Genomic DNA, 15405 nt, shown 5'->3' with positions numbered 1-15405 from the left:
ATCAGCCCGCCAGCTTCACGGTGCAGTCCGTACAGAACGCCGCCTGAGCCTTGGTCGGGGCCAGGTCCTGCCATCCGACCAGCTCCACCCGGGAAACACCGGCAACGTGCAGCTGGGCGTCTACGCCGGACCGTGCCACCTCGACGCCCAGTCGCCTGCGCGGATTGATCCAGGCCGCCAATCGACTTTTAGCCTCGGCCAAACTGGCATCCGCCTCAGGGCCGGCGCTGGCCATGTGCAAAATCGCGTTGATTTGGTAGCGAATCACTTGCGCGCTCTGCACCGTCACCCGATCACCCACCGGCCGCACTTCGTCGTCATTCAGCGCAGCGGCCACCGTGGCCAACAGCTCCGGCGGTGCCACACCTTCCCCGTCCAAGCCCAACACCGTTACCGTAACGCAACAGGGCGCCGGGCTTTCGGCCGTGGCATCCGCCACCAGTCCCGAGGCGTTTCGCGCATGCAGGATGTAGCTGTTACGCGGGCCGGCCGTGGTCAGCCCCTCATAGGCCAACTGGATGCGCTCACGAAACGGGTCGTCGTCTTCCTTGACCTCCGGCACCGGTGGCACCGCCAGCAGATCCTCGGCTTGAATGACCAGGCGCTTCAGATTGACGTTTGCCCCCAACTGATCGAGGTCACCGCGAATGGCGTGCGCCAGCAATACCGCCTTGCCGGCGTCATTGACCCGGGCGCGGTTGCCGACCTTGATGTAAGCCCCGACCTCCAGCACCTTAACCACCGGATCGCTTTCCAGTGCGGCGGTCCAGTTGCCGCCCATGTACCCGCGAAAAACCCCCAGCCCCTCCTGATACACCTCTTCGAAGTCCAGCGGCTCCAACACGGTCGGCGCCGGCAACGACGACAGATCCACGATACTCATACGGCTACCTCCAGCGTGACGCCGTCGCCCAGGTACTGCCCGACGATCTTCAGGTTGATTTTCCCGCCGATAACAGAAATGACGCGCACCTGATCCAGTTTCAAACGCGGCTCCCAGCGCCCCAATGCGCGGGCGACTTCCGCCTGTACGGCGCTTTTCCAGCCCTCATTAACGGGCAAGTCCACAAACCGCCGGAGCTTGCTGCCGTACTCCGGCCGATGCCGGCGGCTGCCCAACGGCGTGCCCAAAATGTCTGGAACGGATTGGCGCAAGTGCGCGATGCCGGAAATGGGTTGGCCGGTGTGGCGGTCCATTCCGATCATCTACATCACTCCTTCAGCAGCTCGAATTCTTCGTTGGCTTTCAGGAACTTGACGGCGTCGGTATCGGACACCGGAACCTCTACAACCGCCTTGTTCACCGGTAAGGTGCGGTCGGTACCGGGGACGATCAGCAGCCGCGACGTGTAGACCTTGTCGCGAAACTTCAAAATTTCCGGTGCTGCCGGTGTCGCTGGCGGTACCGGTTCCCGCATCGGTGATGCGGACGCTGTTTCGTCGGTGACAAGTGTGTCGACGATCTTGGCCATGTGTTTCTCCAGGCATGAAAAAAAAATCCGCACTGGGCGGGCTTTCGTAAGTTGAAATTAATGCGTGTGATGGTTGCTGTTGCCGCCAGCGTCGATGATCGCGCCGGCACTGGTGATGCCCTTGGTGACGTGCAACGCGCCTTCGATCATCACCGCCGCTTTCAAGTTGATATTTGCAGCCGTTACGGTAACGGCGCTATCGGTTACGACCACTTCAGTGCTGCCGACTTTGATGGTCACGGTGCCGCTGGGCAGGGTGATGGTGTAGCTCTTGGCCTGCCAGTCGTAGACCAGCGAGCCGCCATCATCAAAACGCCAGACCTCGACGTGGTCGCGGTTGTCTGGTGGTGGGCCGGCATTGCCATACAGGCCCGGGACAAACGTGCCTTGCGACACGTCACCGCTGGGACTGATCAAACTGCCCTGCTCGCCCATGGAAGGCGCCCGCCAGTGCCGAGCCTTGCCGGCGGCGATGCTGTGCCAGCGCACCCACGCGCTGACCCAGTCACTGCCATCCGACACCCGACACACTGGCGGCGATGCGGACAGATCCATCGCGACTACATAGCAAGCCTTAACCGTCCCCGCGATCATGCGGTCATGCTGGGCACTGGCATAACTCACGGCAGATCCTCCGGCCTGAACGGGCCTTCACCCGGGTTAACGTCAAACACCAACGTTCCCGGTGGTTCATCAGGCCATGGCCATTCCTCGACGCCGAGATAGACCTGCTGAGTCCACTCCACCAACCACACGGTGTATCCATCTAGGTGCGGCTGGGTCCAGTCCTGCAGCGCTTGCACAAACTCGGCGGGTTCAACTGCTACCCCCCATGTCTGCGCACGCAGCAGCACCGCCAACTGCGTCGCCAATTGCACGGCCTGTTGATGATGGTGCGGCTTGATCGGGTCGACGATGATGCGCGCCTCGAACTTACAGATCAGCGAGGTTTCGCCGGTACCGATATCGGTACCCGGCTCGATCTCGGCCACCTCAAGAAACACCGCTGGCAACACCACTCGATCTGCAATGTTCGGCCAAGCTGAAACTGCCTGCACGCCTGGCAGGTGAGCAAGCAGATGCTGTTCTACCGCCAGATAAAGCTGATCAAGGCTGAAGGGGTCGTCAGACATTACCGATCCTCTTGAGGTATTTCTGTAGCTCAAAGTTGAGCTCCTGTTTCAGGATCTCCAGCAAGCGCTCATCGGCCTTTTGTACCCAGCTTTCAAAGTGGGGACGGGCTTGCTCCAGAGACACTTTGGCCTTGGCCAGCGGAAATCGACTGCCGTGTTCAGCAACCCACCCCGAACTCGGCCCACGACCGGGCGACACCGTGCTATCGGGATAATCGTCTGCGTTGAAATGCTTGCTCGCGGTGCGGATCCAGATGTCCGGTTTGTTGCCGTAGACCTTCTTCAGGAACGCGCCCTGGTATCGCCGCCCCGCCACCGATACGCCGCTGCCGGTCTGCCGTGCTCGGCCGATCCTGCTGGACTCGATGGCGTTGAGCCCAAACCACAGTTTTCCGCTCGAAGCCCCGCCGGAAACCGGGTAACTGCGCAACCGTTGACGCACCGCCGCGACAGCGATGCGTTCCTGTCGGCTGACGGCCCGGGCGATGTGCGTGCGCAACCACCCCAACGTCTTGTTGATCGCGCGTCGGTGTGCCGTCGCAGCCGCCTTGGGCACCAGCTTGGCAAAGTCCTGAAACGCTTGAAGGTCTGCGGCCGAGGACTGGATGGAGATCATCCCGCCGCCGGCCGACGGTTTGAAATGGCTACCGACGCTCATGGGCGCAACCTCAGGATCAAGGCGACCAGACCGTCGCCGCTCGGCTCCAGCTGCAGCAGGTCGTAATCGCCGCCGCCATCCAAGGCAGGCAAATCGATGCTGACCAACAGGCCGCGTACAAGGCCCTGCGAATCGCTGACGCGGATCTCGAACCGAGGCTCACGTAAGCCGGTATTGAGCTTGCCGAGCTTCGGCTGCAGCCAGGGCGCGGAAAACATGCCGAACACTGGTTCCTCGCGACCCTCGATCCGTGCGGTATCGCCCAAAGTTTCGAACACCACCGCGTCGACCTCGGCGACCAGGTCGCGAAAGCCCATGGTCAGAGCTCCAGCAGGATCTGAGCGAGCGGTCGGGTGCACAGGTGCAGCGGGTTGGACTGGGCTTCACCGGACATACCCTTGTTGAATGGCATCGGCTCAATTTTGCTGTAGTACGGTACGCCTTCGGTGTTGACCGTTTCCATGTAGTCAGCCGGTGCAAACACCGAGATGTACAGGTCCGGTACGCCTTCGGGAATCAGCAGTGCCTTATCGTCGTGGACGAAAGACACGCCAGCGATCTTGCCGCGATATCGTTCCCAGACGATTCCGCCGAACTCGAAGCTTTCACGGGCATCACCGCGCAACGCTGCGGCTTGCTGGGTGTTGAGGAAAGTCTCCTTCACCTTTACGTTCTTCAGGAGTTGATTCCAGAAATTCTTACCGCAGAACGCTCGCGAACCACTGCTGGTGATGCTGCCCAGCTGTTCTTCCTGCAGATCCAGCGCTTCGCCGCACTTAACGCGGAACTCCGTGTCAGGATTGTTGAGTTCCATGGACATTTTTTTGCGGGTCACACCGAACGTTTTGTAGATGTCGAGCAACACGGTTTTGCCATCCGCGTCCAGGATCTGGCCGTTCAGCGCGCCCATGCGCTGGAATTCGTGCGTAGCGTCGAGCTGTCGACGAGCTTTACCCAAACGTTTGTTGACTACGTCCTGCACGGCTTGCAGTTCCGAACGGGTGCCGAAGGCGCGGATGCCTTGGATCTCATCGGCCTTGATGGCGAAGCGTTGCGGCAGGTGCACGGTGTTGAACGGGATCAGGTTGCGCTTGCTGCCACCGACGACCAAACCGGATGTGCCACGCTCACCGGCTGGCACCAGAGCCAGGGTGTCGCCGTCCTTTTCGATCTGGACCGTCAGAGTGGTGATGCCCTCCTCCTGAAACAAACCGAGGCTGCTGATGCGGCCCGGGAGGTATTCCTGCTCGTTGATGGCGGCGGTCAGCGAAGAGACCGAAAACGCGTCATCGTTAAAGATTTCAATGTCAGCCATGTAGCTATCTCCAGAAAGCAAAAAACCCGCACAGGGCGGGCCGGATAAACACGGGGATCGACTTAGCGGACGATCAGAAAATGAGTGGCCAGGGCCTTTTCGGCTGCAGGATCCAGACCGGTCAGGTGTGCTTCGCTGACCTCGGCCAGTCGTACCACGGCGCGACCGCGTCGGACCACGTCCGATTGACCCAGCGGACCGTAGAGAATGGCGATCGCATATTCGCTGCCGTCTTCGGCGGTTGGGTTATACGGTGCAAATTCGCCAGTCGTACTGATCTGGCCGAGAATCTGCCCCGGCTCCAAAGCAGGACCGGCCGCGACGTTAATGGCTTCGCGGGAAATGGTGCCAGCGGCTTCGGACAGGAGAAATTCACCTGCGTGCATCGGCTCTCGTTGAATAGTCATCATCTTGCTCCTGTAGCGGATTGAGGTTTACCGGTATGCGCGGCTTGGCGGGCGGACCAGATCGAAGGTTGATCAATTTGTTTGGCCTGCACCTTGGGTGCCGGGTCATCGTCCAGAGGCAGACTGTTGTCGATTTCAAAGCCCTTGCCACTGGTGACAATTTTGTCGAACAGGCGCGCCCGCACCGCCGGAGCATCCAAACCCGCCGCGACATACTCGGCACTGAATTCCGGCAACCGCGCAGCCACGCACAGGTCATTCACCGCCTTGGCGCGGGCCAGACCGGCCAGGACGATCTCTTCGCTTTCAAGCTTTGTCGAACTGAGCAGCGGCGCGACCAGATTGCTTATGCCCGCCTCCGTGCAACGCTGGGTGATCATCAGCGCCAACTTGGTAGAGTCGACCACAGGCGGTACCAGTGGCGGATCCTCAGGCTCTAACTCCGGATCAGACTCGGGTGGTTCGTCGAGCTGGGCTAGCAGTTCAGCCGGTGCGTGCTGGTAACGCTGAAGCACGCCGCCCTGGCCGAGGCAGGCCTTGACCTTGATGCCCTCGCCGACTTCATCAGCCAGGCCCAAGGCCACGGCCTCATTGGCGGTGAGCCAAGTTTCAGCGGCCACCAGCCGCCGCAATTCGACCTCATCAATGTTCGGCGCCTTCGCTTTGTAGGCCGCGATGATCGCCTCCATCGTTTGGTCAAGCACATCGGCCACCTTGCGGAAGTCTTCGGCGTCACCGGCGGCATAGGTCCAGGGGTTGTGAATCATCAGCATGGCGTTGGCCGAAATCACGACCTTGTGTGCGCCGCACACCGCCACGCTGGCGGCACTGGCAGCTAGTGCATCAATACGACCGGTGCAGCGTTCGCCCAGGCGCGACAATGCGTTGTGCATGGCGAGCCCATCGAACAGGTCGCCGCCGATGCTGTTGAATGCCGCGATCACCGGCGAGACACCATCGTCCATCGTGCGCAAGTCCTGCACGAACTGATTGGCGGTGATGCCCCAGGCGCCAATCTCGCCATAGACGAAGACCTCGATCACCCGTTCGGTGGCCTCACCGCTGGCTTGCACGGCGTACCAGGTCTTGTCCTTAACCTGCACGCGCTGGCCAGCGCGGTTGTAAATGCGCGGTCGCGCTTTCTTGCTCATGGTTGCTCCTTGTCGTCGTTGGTTTCGACGGCATCAAGGGTGTTGTAGTTGAGGCCCAATGTTGTGGCCCGCGCCAGATCGGCGGCGTTTTCCAGGTCGACCGTTTCGGCGTCGTAGCCGGTGCGCAGGACCATCTCGCTGCGTGAGGCGAAGCCGGCCTGCACTTCCATTCGTCGTGCCTGAACGTCCTGTACCGGCTGGATGTAGGCCCAACCTTGCGGCACCCAACGGGTACGCAGGTAGTTGCGGCGCTTCTGCGCGTAATCGTCCAGCATCAGGACACCCGACAACACCGCCATGTCCATCCAGGCGGCCCGTACTGGGCGGCAGAGCTGGTGGACATAAACGCTAAATTGCAGTTGCTCCAGGCGGCGCCGAAACTCGTTGAGCACCACACGCAGCGCTCGGTCATTGATCCCGCGCATGTCGCCGGTGAGGATCTCGTAAGGCGTGCCGGACCCGGCGGCGGCTGCCATCAGTTGCTGTCGCATGAAGTCGGGGTAGTTGTTGCCCGCATCTGGCGGCTTGGAGAACTCAACCTCCTCACCGGGCCCCAACTCCTGCATCGTGCCAGGTTCCAGCGCCACCATCGGGGTGAAGCCGTCGCGGTCGAGATCCAAAAGCTGGCCGGTGACTGGATCTCGGGGCGCCTGTCCCGAGTCCGGAGACGGACGACTGATGAAACCGGCAAACAGGTTCGCCACTTCCTGACGGAACAACACCGCGTCGTCGTAGTTGTCGAGACTGCGCAGGCGCTTCAGCACCGGCGACAATCGCGGCACCCCACGCAGCTGACCGGGCTCAACCGGCTCGAAGATGTGCAGCACCTGGGCAGCCGGCACACGGACCAACTGGTTATAGCCGGCGTTCAGCGACGCCGCATCGCGTGGATGCGACAGGTACATCCAGTACGCCACCCGCTTGCCACCTGGGTTGAACTCGATTCCGGCGCGGATGATGTTGCCGGTTCTGGTGGTCTCGAACTTGTCATGCGGCACGAACTCCGGAGCCAGAATCTGGAGCTGCAGTGGAACCGCCAAGCCCTCGTCCAGGCTGCGCGGTCGCAGGCGGACAAAGCATTCGCCCGAGGTTTCAACCGTGCGCGCCACCAGGGCCTGCTGGCCGTAGAAGTCGGTGCGCTCATCCGCATCCGATTCATCGACCCAATCACCCCACAGCTCCTGCAGCAACTTGCGTAAAGCATCGTCGTCAGTGGTCGGCCGAGGGGTGATGCCCGTGCCGATCAGGTTACTGACGCGCTTGTCGATCACGTTGAAGGCATACGGGTCATTGCGAACCGCTGCCCGGGAGCGCGACCGCAGGTTGCGCAGTGCCGGGGTGTTGATGCTGTTGATCCCGTTGTCGGGTGCATCCCAGCCAGTGGAGCGACGCCCTTCTCCGGCGCCTTCGTAACTGGCCTTGATGTTCGACGGCAACACGAATCCGTTACGGGTCAGCGTAGGGAAGTGGCGGGCCATTAGACTCCCTTGCCTCCGTGGTACAGCCGGACCACACGTGAGCGTGGTCCGGCAGCGTTGACCAGCGACGAACGAATCTCTTCGCGAGCCTTGAGCAGCTCGTCGACCGTGCGGTACTCCACGGTGCGGTCGGTGTAGCGCACGGTTTTTTCACCGCGAGCAATAGCCGCCTCAACCGCGTCGAGGTGCTTCTTTGTAAATGACATATCAGCGTCTCTTCAGGTAGCCGCTGGCAGAGCTGCGGCGTTGAGGTGGTGTTGCTGCGGGACGCGTTTGCACGACCGGAACAGCGGGTGGTGGAGCCGGTTGCCGAGCAGGTGTTGCTGGACCAGGGCTATCGACCCGTTCACCTTGAACAGGCTTGATGCTCAGGGCTTCGTCAAACAATCCAGACTGCGCGAGGGACTGACGTACGCGCTCCCAGTCATGTTCCTTGTAGCGGTTGAGGCCCAGGTAATGCGCCATGGCCAGGCAATACACCATCAGGTCGAGCGCTTCGTTGCGCTCGGCCTTGCCTTTGACCCACTCGATGCGCTTGTGACCCCGCACGTAGCGGGCGACCTTGCGCTCCGCAACGCACTGGTCAAAGAAGTCGTCCGGCAGGTCATTGGCGAAGTGCAACGCGCCCGGCCCGGACTCGAACGGGTAGCGGTTGTAGATCCAGTCCTTCGCCGTGTCGGTACCCACGAACCAAAGTTCGGCACCGTTGCGTTCGGTCTGGCCTTTCCAGGTCACGTCGACCATGGACGGCCGTTGAGCAATGACCGGCTTGCCGGGCTTGCTCGCACCTTTGATGGCGAACACGTTGCGCCAGCGACGAACGCGGCAGAACTGGTAGACCTCATCGGTGTGGTGACCACCGGAGTCGACGGCCACCGCGAGAATGCCAAGACCGACACCGCACGGATGGCGATATTTAGCCTTGAGCAATTCATCCAGCGCCGCCCAGGTGCGCTCGTCTGCAGGATCGCCCGAGACTACTTGGTAGTCTACGACCCAGCGCTCCATACCGGCCCCCCAGCCCATGGCCATGAACTCCAGGCGATTGGCCTGAACGTCGACGGCACCGGTGATCATCATCACCGCCGCCGGCAGTGAGCCGAGGGTGAAGGTTTCCAACCGCGCCCGCTGTCTCAGCACGTCGGCTTTGGTCTGCTCTTGAGCCGCGTCCCAAACCTTCGCCAGACGGGTGTTATAGAACACCTGCATGGGTTCAAGATCGCCTTTGGCCTGGGCCTTTTTTGCCTTCTCGTATTGCTTGGCCAGCGACTTCCAGTCCATCCAACCCAACGGCGAATACAACGCGTTGAGGTGGAAGCCTACCGTCTCACCGTCACCCTCGGCGTGGGCGCGCCACTCGCCTTTGGCGAGCATTTCACCCTTGTGGTACTCATCGATCAGCACGTCACAGTCCATTCCGGACGCCGCGCACTTGTAATGCACTACGCTAAAGTCGGCCGAGTAGAGAAGGTTTTCCCACTCAAGCACCTGCATGTGACCACAATACGGGCACGGCACGTAGTAATGACGCTGGTCACTACCGTCGAACAGATCAGAGATTCGCGAGGCGCCCTTGATCGTCGGCGAGCTGGAGAAGTAGAACTTGGCGTTGCGGCCAAAGGTGCTGCCCCGGGTTTCCGCCAGCTCGATGGGATCGCCCTCCTCGCCGATGTCGACTTCCCAGCGGTCGATCTCATCGCCGTAAACGTAGCGCGCCGAAAGCTCCGATAAGTTGGCTGCCGAGCCGGCGGTGGTGACGTACAACGTGCCACCCTCGAACTCCTTGGTATCCATGGTGTTGCGCGAGTCCCGCGACCGGTTGGCCGCCACCCGCTCCCGCAGTACGGGCGTGGCCTTGATCGTTTTGCCAATTCGCGACGACACCCGTTTGGCCAGGCCGAGGCTGGGCAGCAGCGCCAGGATGTTCGACGGCGCCATGTGCATCAGGCCGCCGATCCAGTTCAGACCGATTTGGGTTTTCATCAACTGCGACGCAACCATGGTGATCACGCGCTTGCAGGGGTGAGCCGGTGACAGACAACGCATAGGCTCGCGGGCATACGGTGTGCGCGAGGTGCGGTACTGGCCCGGCTCAGCGGCGCCGGTGTCACGCGGGATCCGCATGTACTCATCGGCCCACTGATCGATCCAGACGTCCGGGTCGGGCCGTAGCCCACGGAAATACGCCTCGCGGTACACCTCTGCACCGTCAGGAATTTCCGTGGGCATGGGCTTAACTCGTGGTCAGTGCGTGTTCAAGGTCAGCCGAAGACATGCGTTCGGCGTCTTCCAGCGAGCGGCGAATAGCCGCCGTGAGGTGTTTTTCGATTTCCCACGGATCGGTCATGGAGGCCAGTTCGGGAGCCAGTTGCGGAGGCATCCCCAACAGTTGATCGCGCAGCATGCGACCGGCGTTGTAGGCACCGGTCTGAACCGCCGACAGAGCCACCAGCGAGCCCTTAGCCTTGTGCAACTCGATCTCCGCGAGTTGCGCCAGGTTGTGCTCGCGCAGTGCGCGGGCCTTCTGGAAGTCGGGGAGCTGCCCCGCAGGGGTGATCGCGAGCGGCGGCGCAGCCGTTGAAGTCGACTCGGCCTGGCTGGATAGCTGGCTGTAAACATCACGCTGAAGCCGGTCTTGGTGGTGGCGGTCAGCGACGGCGGTCTTGCTAGGGTCAGCGGTGTCGCGAATCAACGCTTCGCTGGCCGTGACATCAACCTGTTTACCATCGGCGGTCAGCACCAGACGATTGTTGTTTTTCAACCAGGTGATGTAGCTGGGTGCCCTGCCGATCCGAGCCGCGAAGGCGCTCTTTGACAGGTACATTGGTTCTGTCATAAGCCCTCCTTTCAACGGCTTTTCAATGGGAACCTTTCAATTTCAATGGATTGAATTTCAGTAAGCTGGCAACCCTGCCGCTAACACTTTCCCGCGGGTTTCCGACCCCGTACCCCCCGAATACCCCCAGGGTCCCCGGCGGTTTTCGGCGCCCCAGATCGGTGCATCACCCCTGTTCGCCCCCGGCGGGCGGGACTTCGCAGACGCCCAGCCGTTTCGCGGCCCATCGTTCGTACAACCCGATGGCGACGTCCGCACCGGCCATCGCCGTGAGGCAACCCAAGGCGCCCGCCGTCCAGATCGTCATGCCGGCAGCGATCATCAACATCATCGCCGACACCCCGCAGACAATGCAGGCACCGGATCGAAGCGCGAGCCTTCGCAACAATGCCCAGCCCCGCGCCCCATCCTTGTCGGCCCGCCACATCTCACCCGATACACCACCGACCAAGGCCAGGACGATTACTAACCAGATCGGCATCTCTGCCAGTGCTTGTTGCTCGCTTGTCATCGCCAACCCCTGAACGCAAAAACCCGGCGCAATGGCCGGGTTTGGTGGTTGGTGCCTGCCGCTCTCTGCGGCCGCACCTATCGAAGATGACTACTTTTTACAGGTCGATTCCGGTGGCAGCAACCCTGTTTTAATGCCACCCGGTGAATAAGTGGGTAACACAGGGGGAACGCCTAGCGAATGTCGGCGAATACACCACCACGGCATTCTGTTGTTTCGGCGGCGTCCCATACGTCCCACCTTTCAGAATCGAAGTAGGACACCTGAGAGCGCCTAAATTCGGGGCTTCGCCCCACCGTCCTACTTATCTTTCTACTTTCTCGTGTAAAGGAAGAAAATTAAAGAACACGCGTTCGCGCGTAAGCGCGTGCTGCTGCCCGCTACGCATACATGGGTGTGAGGCGCTCGCAGGCGGGACGGTGGGACAACCCAACAACGACAAGACCCGCACCTGTCCCACTGCATCAAAACGCAGCGGGACAAGACGGGCCAGTAGGACAACAACAGCCGGATGCATGCCTGGGGTCACGCAGCCATCCCCATCAGCATCCCGAAGATCTGCAGATGCGCGTCATGCAAGCGCTGGTAATACGTGTCGCGGCCGCAACCGCAATGGGCATACCGCAAACGCATATCCACATCGAGCGTGCAGTAATGCTCCCGCACCACCGTAACCAACTCGGGCGCAAGATGCTTGTTCACGATCAGCTCAATATCCAACGAACTCTCCAGCGGCGCTCGGAAGGCACGCCGCCCGCGGATCAATTGCCCATTACTCTCCATCATCATGGCAACCATATTCCCCCCAGCGAGCCCCCCTTTCGAATGTTCGGAATGCAGCTCCTGCGCCCACAACCGAAGCAGCGAATCGATCTCCTTAATCAAAGCAAGGCTCCTCGAACACTTCGCGCTTCAACACCGAAGCACCGCCCCACCCTGCCGGCTTCTTGTAAGCCCAAGGTCGCTGCCCGCTCTTCACCAACGGAGGCAACCGCACCCGCCGCCACCCCAACCGATGCATGATCGCGCCGACGCGCATCTGCTCCGGCTTGCCCCAGTGCCCGAAGTCCAACTTCAACGCACTGGTCAGCACATCGCTGCCGGTGGTGGTCTCGCCGATCTGCGACTCTTCCAGCCAGGTCAGAATCGGCCCTTCCCACTCGTCCACCACAAAGCGCTCGTCCTGCTCTTCGCCGAACATCGCCGCCTCATCCAGAGTCACCCACCAGAGATCGCCCGCGTCGTAACAGAACACCGCCTCAGCCCACAACTGATCGCGGATCGAGCGCAACAGCTCCAGATCCACCTTGGTACACGCCACCGGCCAATAACGCCGGTTACCGGTTGCGTCCTTGAGGTACTCGTCCTGGTTCGTCGTACCCACGAACACGCACTGGCGTGGCACGTCCATCGTTCTGCGGCCGTAGCTCTCGCGATAAGTGTCAGTGGACGCCGAAAAGAACTGCTTAGCCTTGGTGCTTTCCGCCTTGTTAAAGCTGTCCAGCTCACCCAGCTCGACGATCCACTTGCCCCTGATCGCCTGAAAGCCGTCCTTATCACCCAGCGCAAACGGCGTGTCCATAAACCATTCACCGCCGAGAATGCTCATCGCCGTCGACTTACCAGCGCCCTGTGCGCCTTCGAGAATCATCACAGAGTCAGCCTTGCAGCCAGGCTTCATCACCCGGGCCACGGCAGACAACATCCAGCGCTTACCGACCTTCGAGGAGTAATCAGTGGCCTTGACGCCCATGACATCCGTGAGCCAGCTCTCAAGACGCGGCACGCGATCCCATTCCAACTTGCGCAGATATTGGCGCACTGGATGGAACGCATGGTCATGCGCTACGACGCTCACCGCCTCGATCACGTGTGAAGCTTTAACCCGCAAGTTGTACTGCTGCGCGAGCCACTTCATTACCCGTACATCGTCAATGTCCGCCCAATCGCCTGTGCCGCCGCCATACGGGGCAGCACGCAGTTTCACTATCTTCGAACTGAAGGCGCTGTAGCTGATCACCCCGGCCCAGCGTTCGTCATTGGCCAGGATCAGCTCGACGTTCTGCATGTGCGCGATCAGCGCGCCGCTTTCGCTACGGGCCAGTTGATCCTTCCAACCACCCGCTGCCGGTGGCTTGACCACCGCCAACACCTGGCGGCGGACCGCCTCCAAGCCTTCGGCAACGTGCAGGTCGTTGAAGTCCGTCCACTTGTCCTCTCTCTCACCAGAGAAGATTGGCGCAACAACCTGACCACCAACGATCAATGCGGCGTTGTTCGCCTTCTCTTCACCGGGGTTCCAGGGCTCGCCGTTTGGGCGCTTGGTCTTCCAGTCATCATCGCGGCAGACGATCAATGGGCATCCGGGGAAACGCTCGCGCATGGCCTTGCAGATAGCCAGCAGGTTGCCCGCGTCGAAGGCAATGGCCACGGTCAGCGACGTTGCCATATGCAGGCTAGCGCCCGTCGCGTACCCCTCACACACCAGCACCGGCTCACCTGGCTCCGGGTGCGGCCCGATCAGGTGAAAGGCGCCCTCTTTCGACATACCGTAGGGCCAGTAGGATTTATCCCGGCCGGTGTCTTCCTGCTTGGTTGGAAACACCACCTGCAGGCCAACGATCTGGTCTCGCACGTTGCACATAGGCACCAAAAAAGCGCCGGAGCGCGGTGCGTAACGAACGCCGAAACCGACGATCTGCTTTCGATCCAGGTAATCGCAGCGGCCCTTCTCCGGCATGCGCTTGAACAACCCCGCCGCTCGGTTCGCCGCTCGACGTGCGGCATTGGCCGCGATCTCGGCGGCGCGGCGCTTGGCGTCTTCCTGCCGAGCGCGCATAACCTCGCGCTCTTCTGGCGACATCCGCCCGGCCTTGACCTTGATCTTCTGCGTCTCACCTGAACGCCAGTCACCGAAGCTGCCGAAGATCAGCGTTTCGTTCTTTTCAGTCCGATGCTCGTGAATGACGTACCAACCGTTTTTTTCCTTGCCCTTGTCCTGAGTGGTTTTGCAGCGGGTCAGCTTGCCGAAAGTCAGCGGCTCAGCAGGCTCAAGACCGTAGTCCGCGAATTGTCCGAGAACCTCATCGAGCATAGTGCGCTCCGTGCATGGTCTTGATGTCTTCGCACTCCGTGCAACGTTTGCAACCTGGTGAGGCCACCCGACGCCCTTGAGAAATCGGTTCGTCGCAGTCGATGCAAATCTTCAGCGACTCAGCCACTGGCGCCGGCTTGCGTGCTGCAAAAGCTTCCTCAGAGCGCTCCAGGATCTCACCTGCCATATCCGCCCAATCAGCCACGATCTGCACCCCGCGCTGTCTGGTTGACGTACTTGGCGCGGTTGAACATCCCCAACAGCCCCTGAATGCCGCGAAACACCTGCAGGCGAATCGCGGCCAGCTCGTGGTCCGTCACCACGCCGTCGCCGATGCTCTTTGCCCATGTGTCAGCTAAATCCGCCACCTGCCGAAAATACTCAGCAATGCCAGTGGTCAAGGTTTCAGGCATGTCATTGGTGTACGCCTCAGCCAACTCCTGCCAGATCGTGTCACCGACCAAGGCATGCACGGCATCAAGGATGCGGCGATCCTTTGTCAGCTCCAGGATCTCTCCGAACTCCTGAATGTTGACCGTGTGACTAGGGTGCGTAGGTGAGAGTTTGTGTTGCAGCGTGGTGGGATTGCGGCCGGTGGTGGCGGCGATTGCAGCGGCGCCGCCGGGATAGTCCCGAGCAGCATGGTAAAGCGCCAAGTCGAGCGGCAGGATTTCCCGCTGTGCTCGATCAACGCAACTCAGAGCGATTCGGCTCATGGCATTAATCCTTGTAAGTTGCCAGTGCCGCGCGACATGCAGTGGTGATACATTTGCCGCGTGGCTTGAAAGGGCCCAAACGCCGGCTAGATCTTCAGGATCGACACCGGCACCGTGCAGAGGCGAACGATCCGTCGTTCACCTCTGGCGCAACAGCTGCCCAATCTGTGGTGGAGAAGGCAGCAACACCAAGGCATCCGTGCCTTGGAAAGCGCGGTAAAGATTGGCGGTTCGCATGTGGTGTGCCCGCCTACCTTTACTGCGACCCGACAGCGCTGTGGTGGTGCGTGCCGGGAGGAATTGGGCGGCCCTTGGGCCGCCTTTTTTCTGGCTATGCTATGCAGCAACTTTCTGCGGCGCAGATGCATTCAGCAACCAGGCGGACTCAAACGAGTTGCCCTTCTGCTTTGCAGCCGACGCCAAAAGAACTGCGTATTTGGTTTCACCGGTGTAGTCGGTTCGCGGCAGGCTGGCTGCAAGGCGCCACTTGTTCAACGCCTGATAACTCCTGTCGCACACCTTCGCGGCGGCCCCGATGCCGCCTACTGCCTCAAACGCGAACGCGATGGCGTTCGGAAAATCTGCGGGGTCCAACATGGCAACCTCCATTTATCAACTCGGAGTTGATATTAAA

20 protein-coding genes are annotated in these 15405 nt (G+C 60.9%); all 20 read right to left on the bottom strand.

What is annotated here, in order from left to right:
* Position 1 precedes the first annotated feature (1 nt).
* The 20 genes from AABM55_RS10455 to AABM55_RS10360 all read right to left on the bottom strand — a co-directional run bounded on the left by AABM55_RS10455 (position 2) and on the right by AABM55_RS10360 (position 15368).
* Positions 2 to 883 (bottom strand): baseplate J/gp47 family protein, encoded by an 882-nt coding sequence (locus AABM55_RS10455; protein ID WP_347929495.1) that lies wholly within the window; start codon positions 881 to 883, stop codon positions 2 to 4.
* Positions 880 to 1206 carry a GPW/gp25 family protein gene (locus AABM55_RS10450; RefSeq protein WP_347929494.1) on the bottom strand — a complete coding sequence of 109 codons (327 nt, stop codon included), beginning with the start codon at positions 1204 to 1206 and terminating at the stop codon, positions 880 to 882. The genes AABM55_RS10455 and AABM55_RS10450 overlap by 4 nt, the downstream gene beginning before the upstream one ends.
* A gap of 5 nt (positions 1207 to 1211) precedes the next feature.
* The gene (locus tag AABM55_RS10445; protein ID WP_347929493.1) at positions 1212 to 1472 is read right to left on the bottom strand and encodes a hypothetical protein; all 261 of its coding nucleotides are present in this window, start codon (positions 1470 to 1472) and stop codon (positions 1212 to 1214) included.
* A gap of 57 nt (positions 1473 to 1529) precedes the next feature.
* A complete protein-coding gene (locus AABM55_RS10440; RefSeq protein WP_347929492.1) occupies positions 1530 to 2096 on the bottom strand; it encodes a phage baseplate assembly protein V in 567 nt (188 codons plus the stop codon).
* On the bottom strand, positions 2093 to 2605 hold the full coding sequence (locus AABM55_RS10435; protein ID WP_347929491.1) for a hypothetical protein: 513 nt from the start codon (positions 2603 to 2605) through the stop codon (positions 2093 to 2095). The genes AABM55_RS10440 and AABM55_RS10435 overlap by 4 nt, the downstream gene beginning before the upstream one ends.
* Complete coding sequence (locus tag AABM55_RS10430) at positions 2598 to 3263, bottom strand: hypothetical protein (protein ID WP_347929490.1); 666 nt, start codon at positions 3261 to 3263, stop codon at positions 2598 to 2600. Before AABM55_RS10430 ends, AABM55_RS10435 begins: the two co-directional genes overlap by 8 nt.
* Entirely contained in the window at positions 3260 to 3580 is a 321-nt protein-coding gene (locus AABM55_RS10425; RefSeq protein ID WP_347929489.1) for a hypothetical protein, read from the bottom strand. Before AABM55_RS10425 ends, AABM55_RS10430 begins: the two co-directional genes overlap by 4 nt.
* Before the next feature lie 2 nt (positions 3581 to 3582).
* Positions 3583 to 4578, bottom strand: a complete 996-nt coding sequence (locus AABM55_RS10420) for a major capsid protein (RefSeq protein WP_347929488.1) — start codon at positions 4576 to 4578, stop codon at positions 3583 to 3585.
* Positions 4579 to 4640: 62 nt separating this feature from the next.
* Complete coding sequence (locus AABM55_RS10415; RefSeq protein ID WP_347929487.1) at positions 4641 to 4985, bottom strand: head decoration protein; 345 nt, start codon at positions 4983 to 4985, stop codon at positions 4641 to 4643.
* Positions 4985 to 6136 (bottom strand): head maturation protease, ClpP-related, encoded by a 1152-nt coding sequence (locus tag AABM55_RS10410; protein WP_347929486.1) that lies wholly within the window; start codon positions 6134 to 6136, stop codon positions 4985 to 4987. The genes AABM55_RS10415 and AABM55_RS10410 overlap by 1 nt, the downstream gene beginning before the upstream one ends.
* Positions 6133 to 7614 carry a phage portal protein gene (locus AABM55_RS10405; protein ID WP_347929485.1) on the bottom strand — a complete coding sequence of 494 codons (1482 nt, stop codon included), beginning with the start codon at positions 7612 to 7614 and terminating at the stop codon, positions 6133 to 6135. Before AABM55_RS10405 ends, AABM55_RS10410 begins: the two co-directional genes overlap by 4 nt.
* Positions 7614 to 7820, bottom strand: coding sequence for a phage head-tail joining protein (locus AABM55_RS10400; RefSeq protein ID WP_347929484.1), 207 nt, complete (start codon positions 7818 to 7820; stop codon positions 7614 to 7616). The genes AABM55_RS10405 and AABM55_RS10400 overlap by 1 nt, the downstream gene beginning before the upstream one ends.
* Before the next feature lies 1 nt (position 7821).
* Entirely contained in the window at positions 7822 to 9843 is a 2022-nt protein-coding gene (locus tag AABM55_RS10395) for a phage terminase large subunit family protein (RefSeq protein WP_347929483.1), read from the bottom strand.
* Between the two features lie 4 nt (positions 9844 to 9847).
* Entirely contained in the window at positions 9848 to 10450 is a 603-nt protein-coding gene (locus tag AABM55_RS10390; RefSeq protein WP_347929482.1) for a terminase small subunit, read from the bottom strand.
* Between the two features lie 166 nt (positions 10451 to 10616).
* Positions 10617 to 10961, bottom strand: a complete 345-nt coding sequence (locus tag AABM55_RS10385) for a phage holin family protein (protein ID WP_347929481.1) — start codon at positions 10959 to 10961, stop codon at positions 10617 to 10619.
* Positions 10962 to 11486: 525 nt separating this feature from the next.
* A complete protein-coding gene (locus AABM55_RS10380; protein ID WP_347929480.1) occupies positions 11487 to 11846 on the bottom strand; it encodes a hypothetical protein in 360 nt (119 codons plus the stop codon).
* Complete coding sequence (locus AABM55_RS10375; protein WP_347929479.1) at positions 11839 to 14055, bottom strand: VapE domain-containing protein; 2217 nt, start codon at positions 14053 to 14055, stop codon at positions 11839 to 11841. The genes AABM55_RS10380 and AABM55_RS10375 overlap by 8 nt, the downstream gene beginning before the upstream one ends.
* On the bottom strand, positions 14045 to 14242 hold the full coding sequence (locus tag AABM55_RS10370; protein WP_347930015.1) for a TraR/DksA C4-type zinc finger protein: 198 nt from the start codon (positions 14240 to 14242) through the stop codon (positions 14045 to 14047). Before AABM55_RS10370 ends, AABM55_RS10375 begins: the two co-directional genes overlap by 11 nt.
* Positions 14243 to 14252: 10 nt before the next feature.
* Positions 14253 to 14771: a phage regulatory CII family protein gene (locus AABM55_RS10365; protein WP_347929478.1), complete on the bottom strand. Its 519-nt coding sequence runs from the start codon at positions 14769 to 14771 to the stop codon at positions 14253 to 14255.
* A gap of 336 nt (positions 14772 to 15107) precedes the next feature.
* Positions 15108 to 15368 carry a hypothetical protein gene (locus AABM55_RS10360; RefSeq protein ID WP_347929477.1) on the bottom strand — a complete coding sequence of 87 codons (261 nt, stop codon included), beginning with the start codon at positions 15366 to 15368 and terminating at the stop codon, positions 15108 to 15110.
* Between the last annotated feature and the right edge of the window lie 37 nt (positions 15369 to 15405).

Origin of the sequence: Pseudomonas helvetica (assembly GCF_039908645.1) — a bacterium.
GTDB lineage: Bacteria > Pseudomonadota > Gammaproteobacteria > Pseudomonadales > Pseudomonadaceae > Aquipseudomonas > Aquipseudomonas helvetica.
The sequence above is the reverse complement of the archived record's forward strand: the minus strand, read 5'-3'. Positions and strand labels throughout refer to the sequence as shown.

Bases quoted from the DNA above. Each gene is read 5' to 3' on its own strand.
- AABM55_RS10435 (WP_347929491.1), bottom strand. From the start codon at position 2,605: ATGTCTGACGACCCCTTCAGCCTTGATCAGCTTTATCTGGCGGTAGAA.
- AABM55_RS10425 (WP_347929489.1), bottom strand. From the start codon at position 3,580: ATGGGCTTTCGCGACCTGGTCGCCGAGGTCGACGCGGTGGTGTTCGAA.
- AABM55_RS10415 (WP_347929487.1), bottom strand. From the start codon at position 4,985: ATGACTATTCAACGAGAGCCGATGCACGCAGGTGAATTTCTCCTGTCC.
- AABM55_RS10405 (WP_347929485.1), bottom strand. From the start codon at position 7,614: ATGGCCCGCCACTTCCCTACGCTGACCCGTAACGGATTCGTGTTGCCG.
- AABM55_RS10360 (WP_347929477.1), bottom strand. From the start codon at position 15,368: ATGTTGGACCCCGCAGATTTTCCGAACGCCATCGCGTTCGCGTTTGAG.
- AABM55_RS10395 (WP_347929483.1), bottom strand. From the start codon at position 9,843: ATGCCCACGGAAATTCCTGACGGTGCAGAGGTGTACCGCGAGGCGTAT.
- AABM55_RS10385 (WP_347929481.1), bottom strand. From the start codon at position 10,961: ATGACAAGCGAGCAACAAGCACTGGCAGAGATGCCGATCTGGTTAGTA.
- AABM55_RS10455 (WP_347929495.1), bottom strand. From the start codon at position 883: ATGAGTATCGTGGATCTGTCGTCGTTGCCGGCGCCGACCGTGTTGGAG.
- AABM55_RS10410 (WP_347929486.1), bottom strand. From the start codon at position 6,136: ATGAGCAAGAAAGCGCGACCGCGCATTTACAACCGCGCTGGCCAGCGC.
- AABM55_RS10390 (WP_347929482.1), bottom strand. From the start codon at position 10,450: ATGACAGAACCAATGTACCTGTCAAAGAGCGCCTTCGCGGCTCGGATC.
- AABM55_RS10365 (WP_347929478.1), bottom strand. From the start codon at position 14,771: ATGAGCCGAATCGCTCTGAGTTGCGTTGATCGAGCACAGCGGGAAATC.
- AABM55_RS10370 (WP_347930015.1), bottom strand. From the start codon at position 14,242: ATGGCAGGTGAGATCCTGGAGCGCTCTGAGGAAGCTTTTGCAGCACGC.
- AABM55_RS10400 (WP_347929484.1), bottom strand. From the start codon at position 7,820: ATGTCATTTACAAAGAAGCACCTCGACGCGGTTGAGGCGGCTATTGCT.
- AABM55_RS10375 (WP_347929479.1), bottom strand. From the start codon at position 14,055: ATGCTCGATGAGGTTCTCGGACAATTCGCGGACTACGGTCTTGAGCCT.
- AABM55_RS10445 (WP_347929493.1), bottom strand. From the start codon at position 1,472: ATGGCCAAGATCGTCGACACACTTGTCACCGACGAAACAGCGTCCGCA.
- AABM55_RS10430 (WP_347929490.1), bottom strand. From the start codon at position 3,263: ATGAGCGTCGGTAGCCATTTCAAACCGTCGGCCGGCGGCGGGATGATC.
- AABM55_RS10420 (WP_347929488.1), bottom strand. From the start codon at position 4,578: ATGGCTGACATTGAAATCTTTAACGATGACGCGTTTTCGGTCTCTTCG.
- AABM55_RS10450 (WP_347929494.1), bottom strand. From the start codon at position 1,206: ATGATCGGAATGGACCGCCACACCGGCCAACCCATTTCCGGCATCGCG.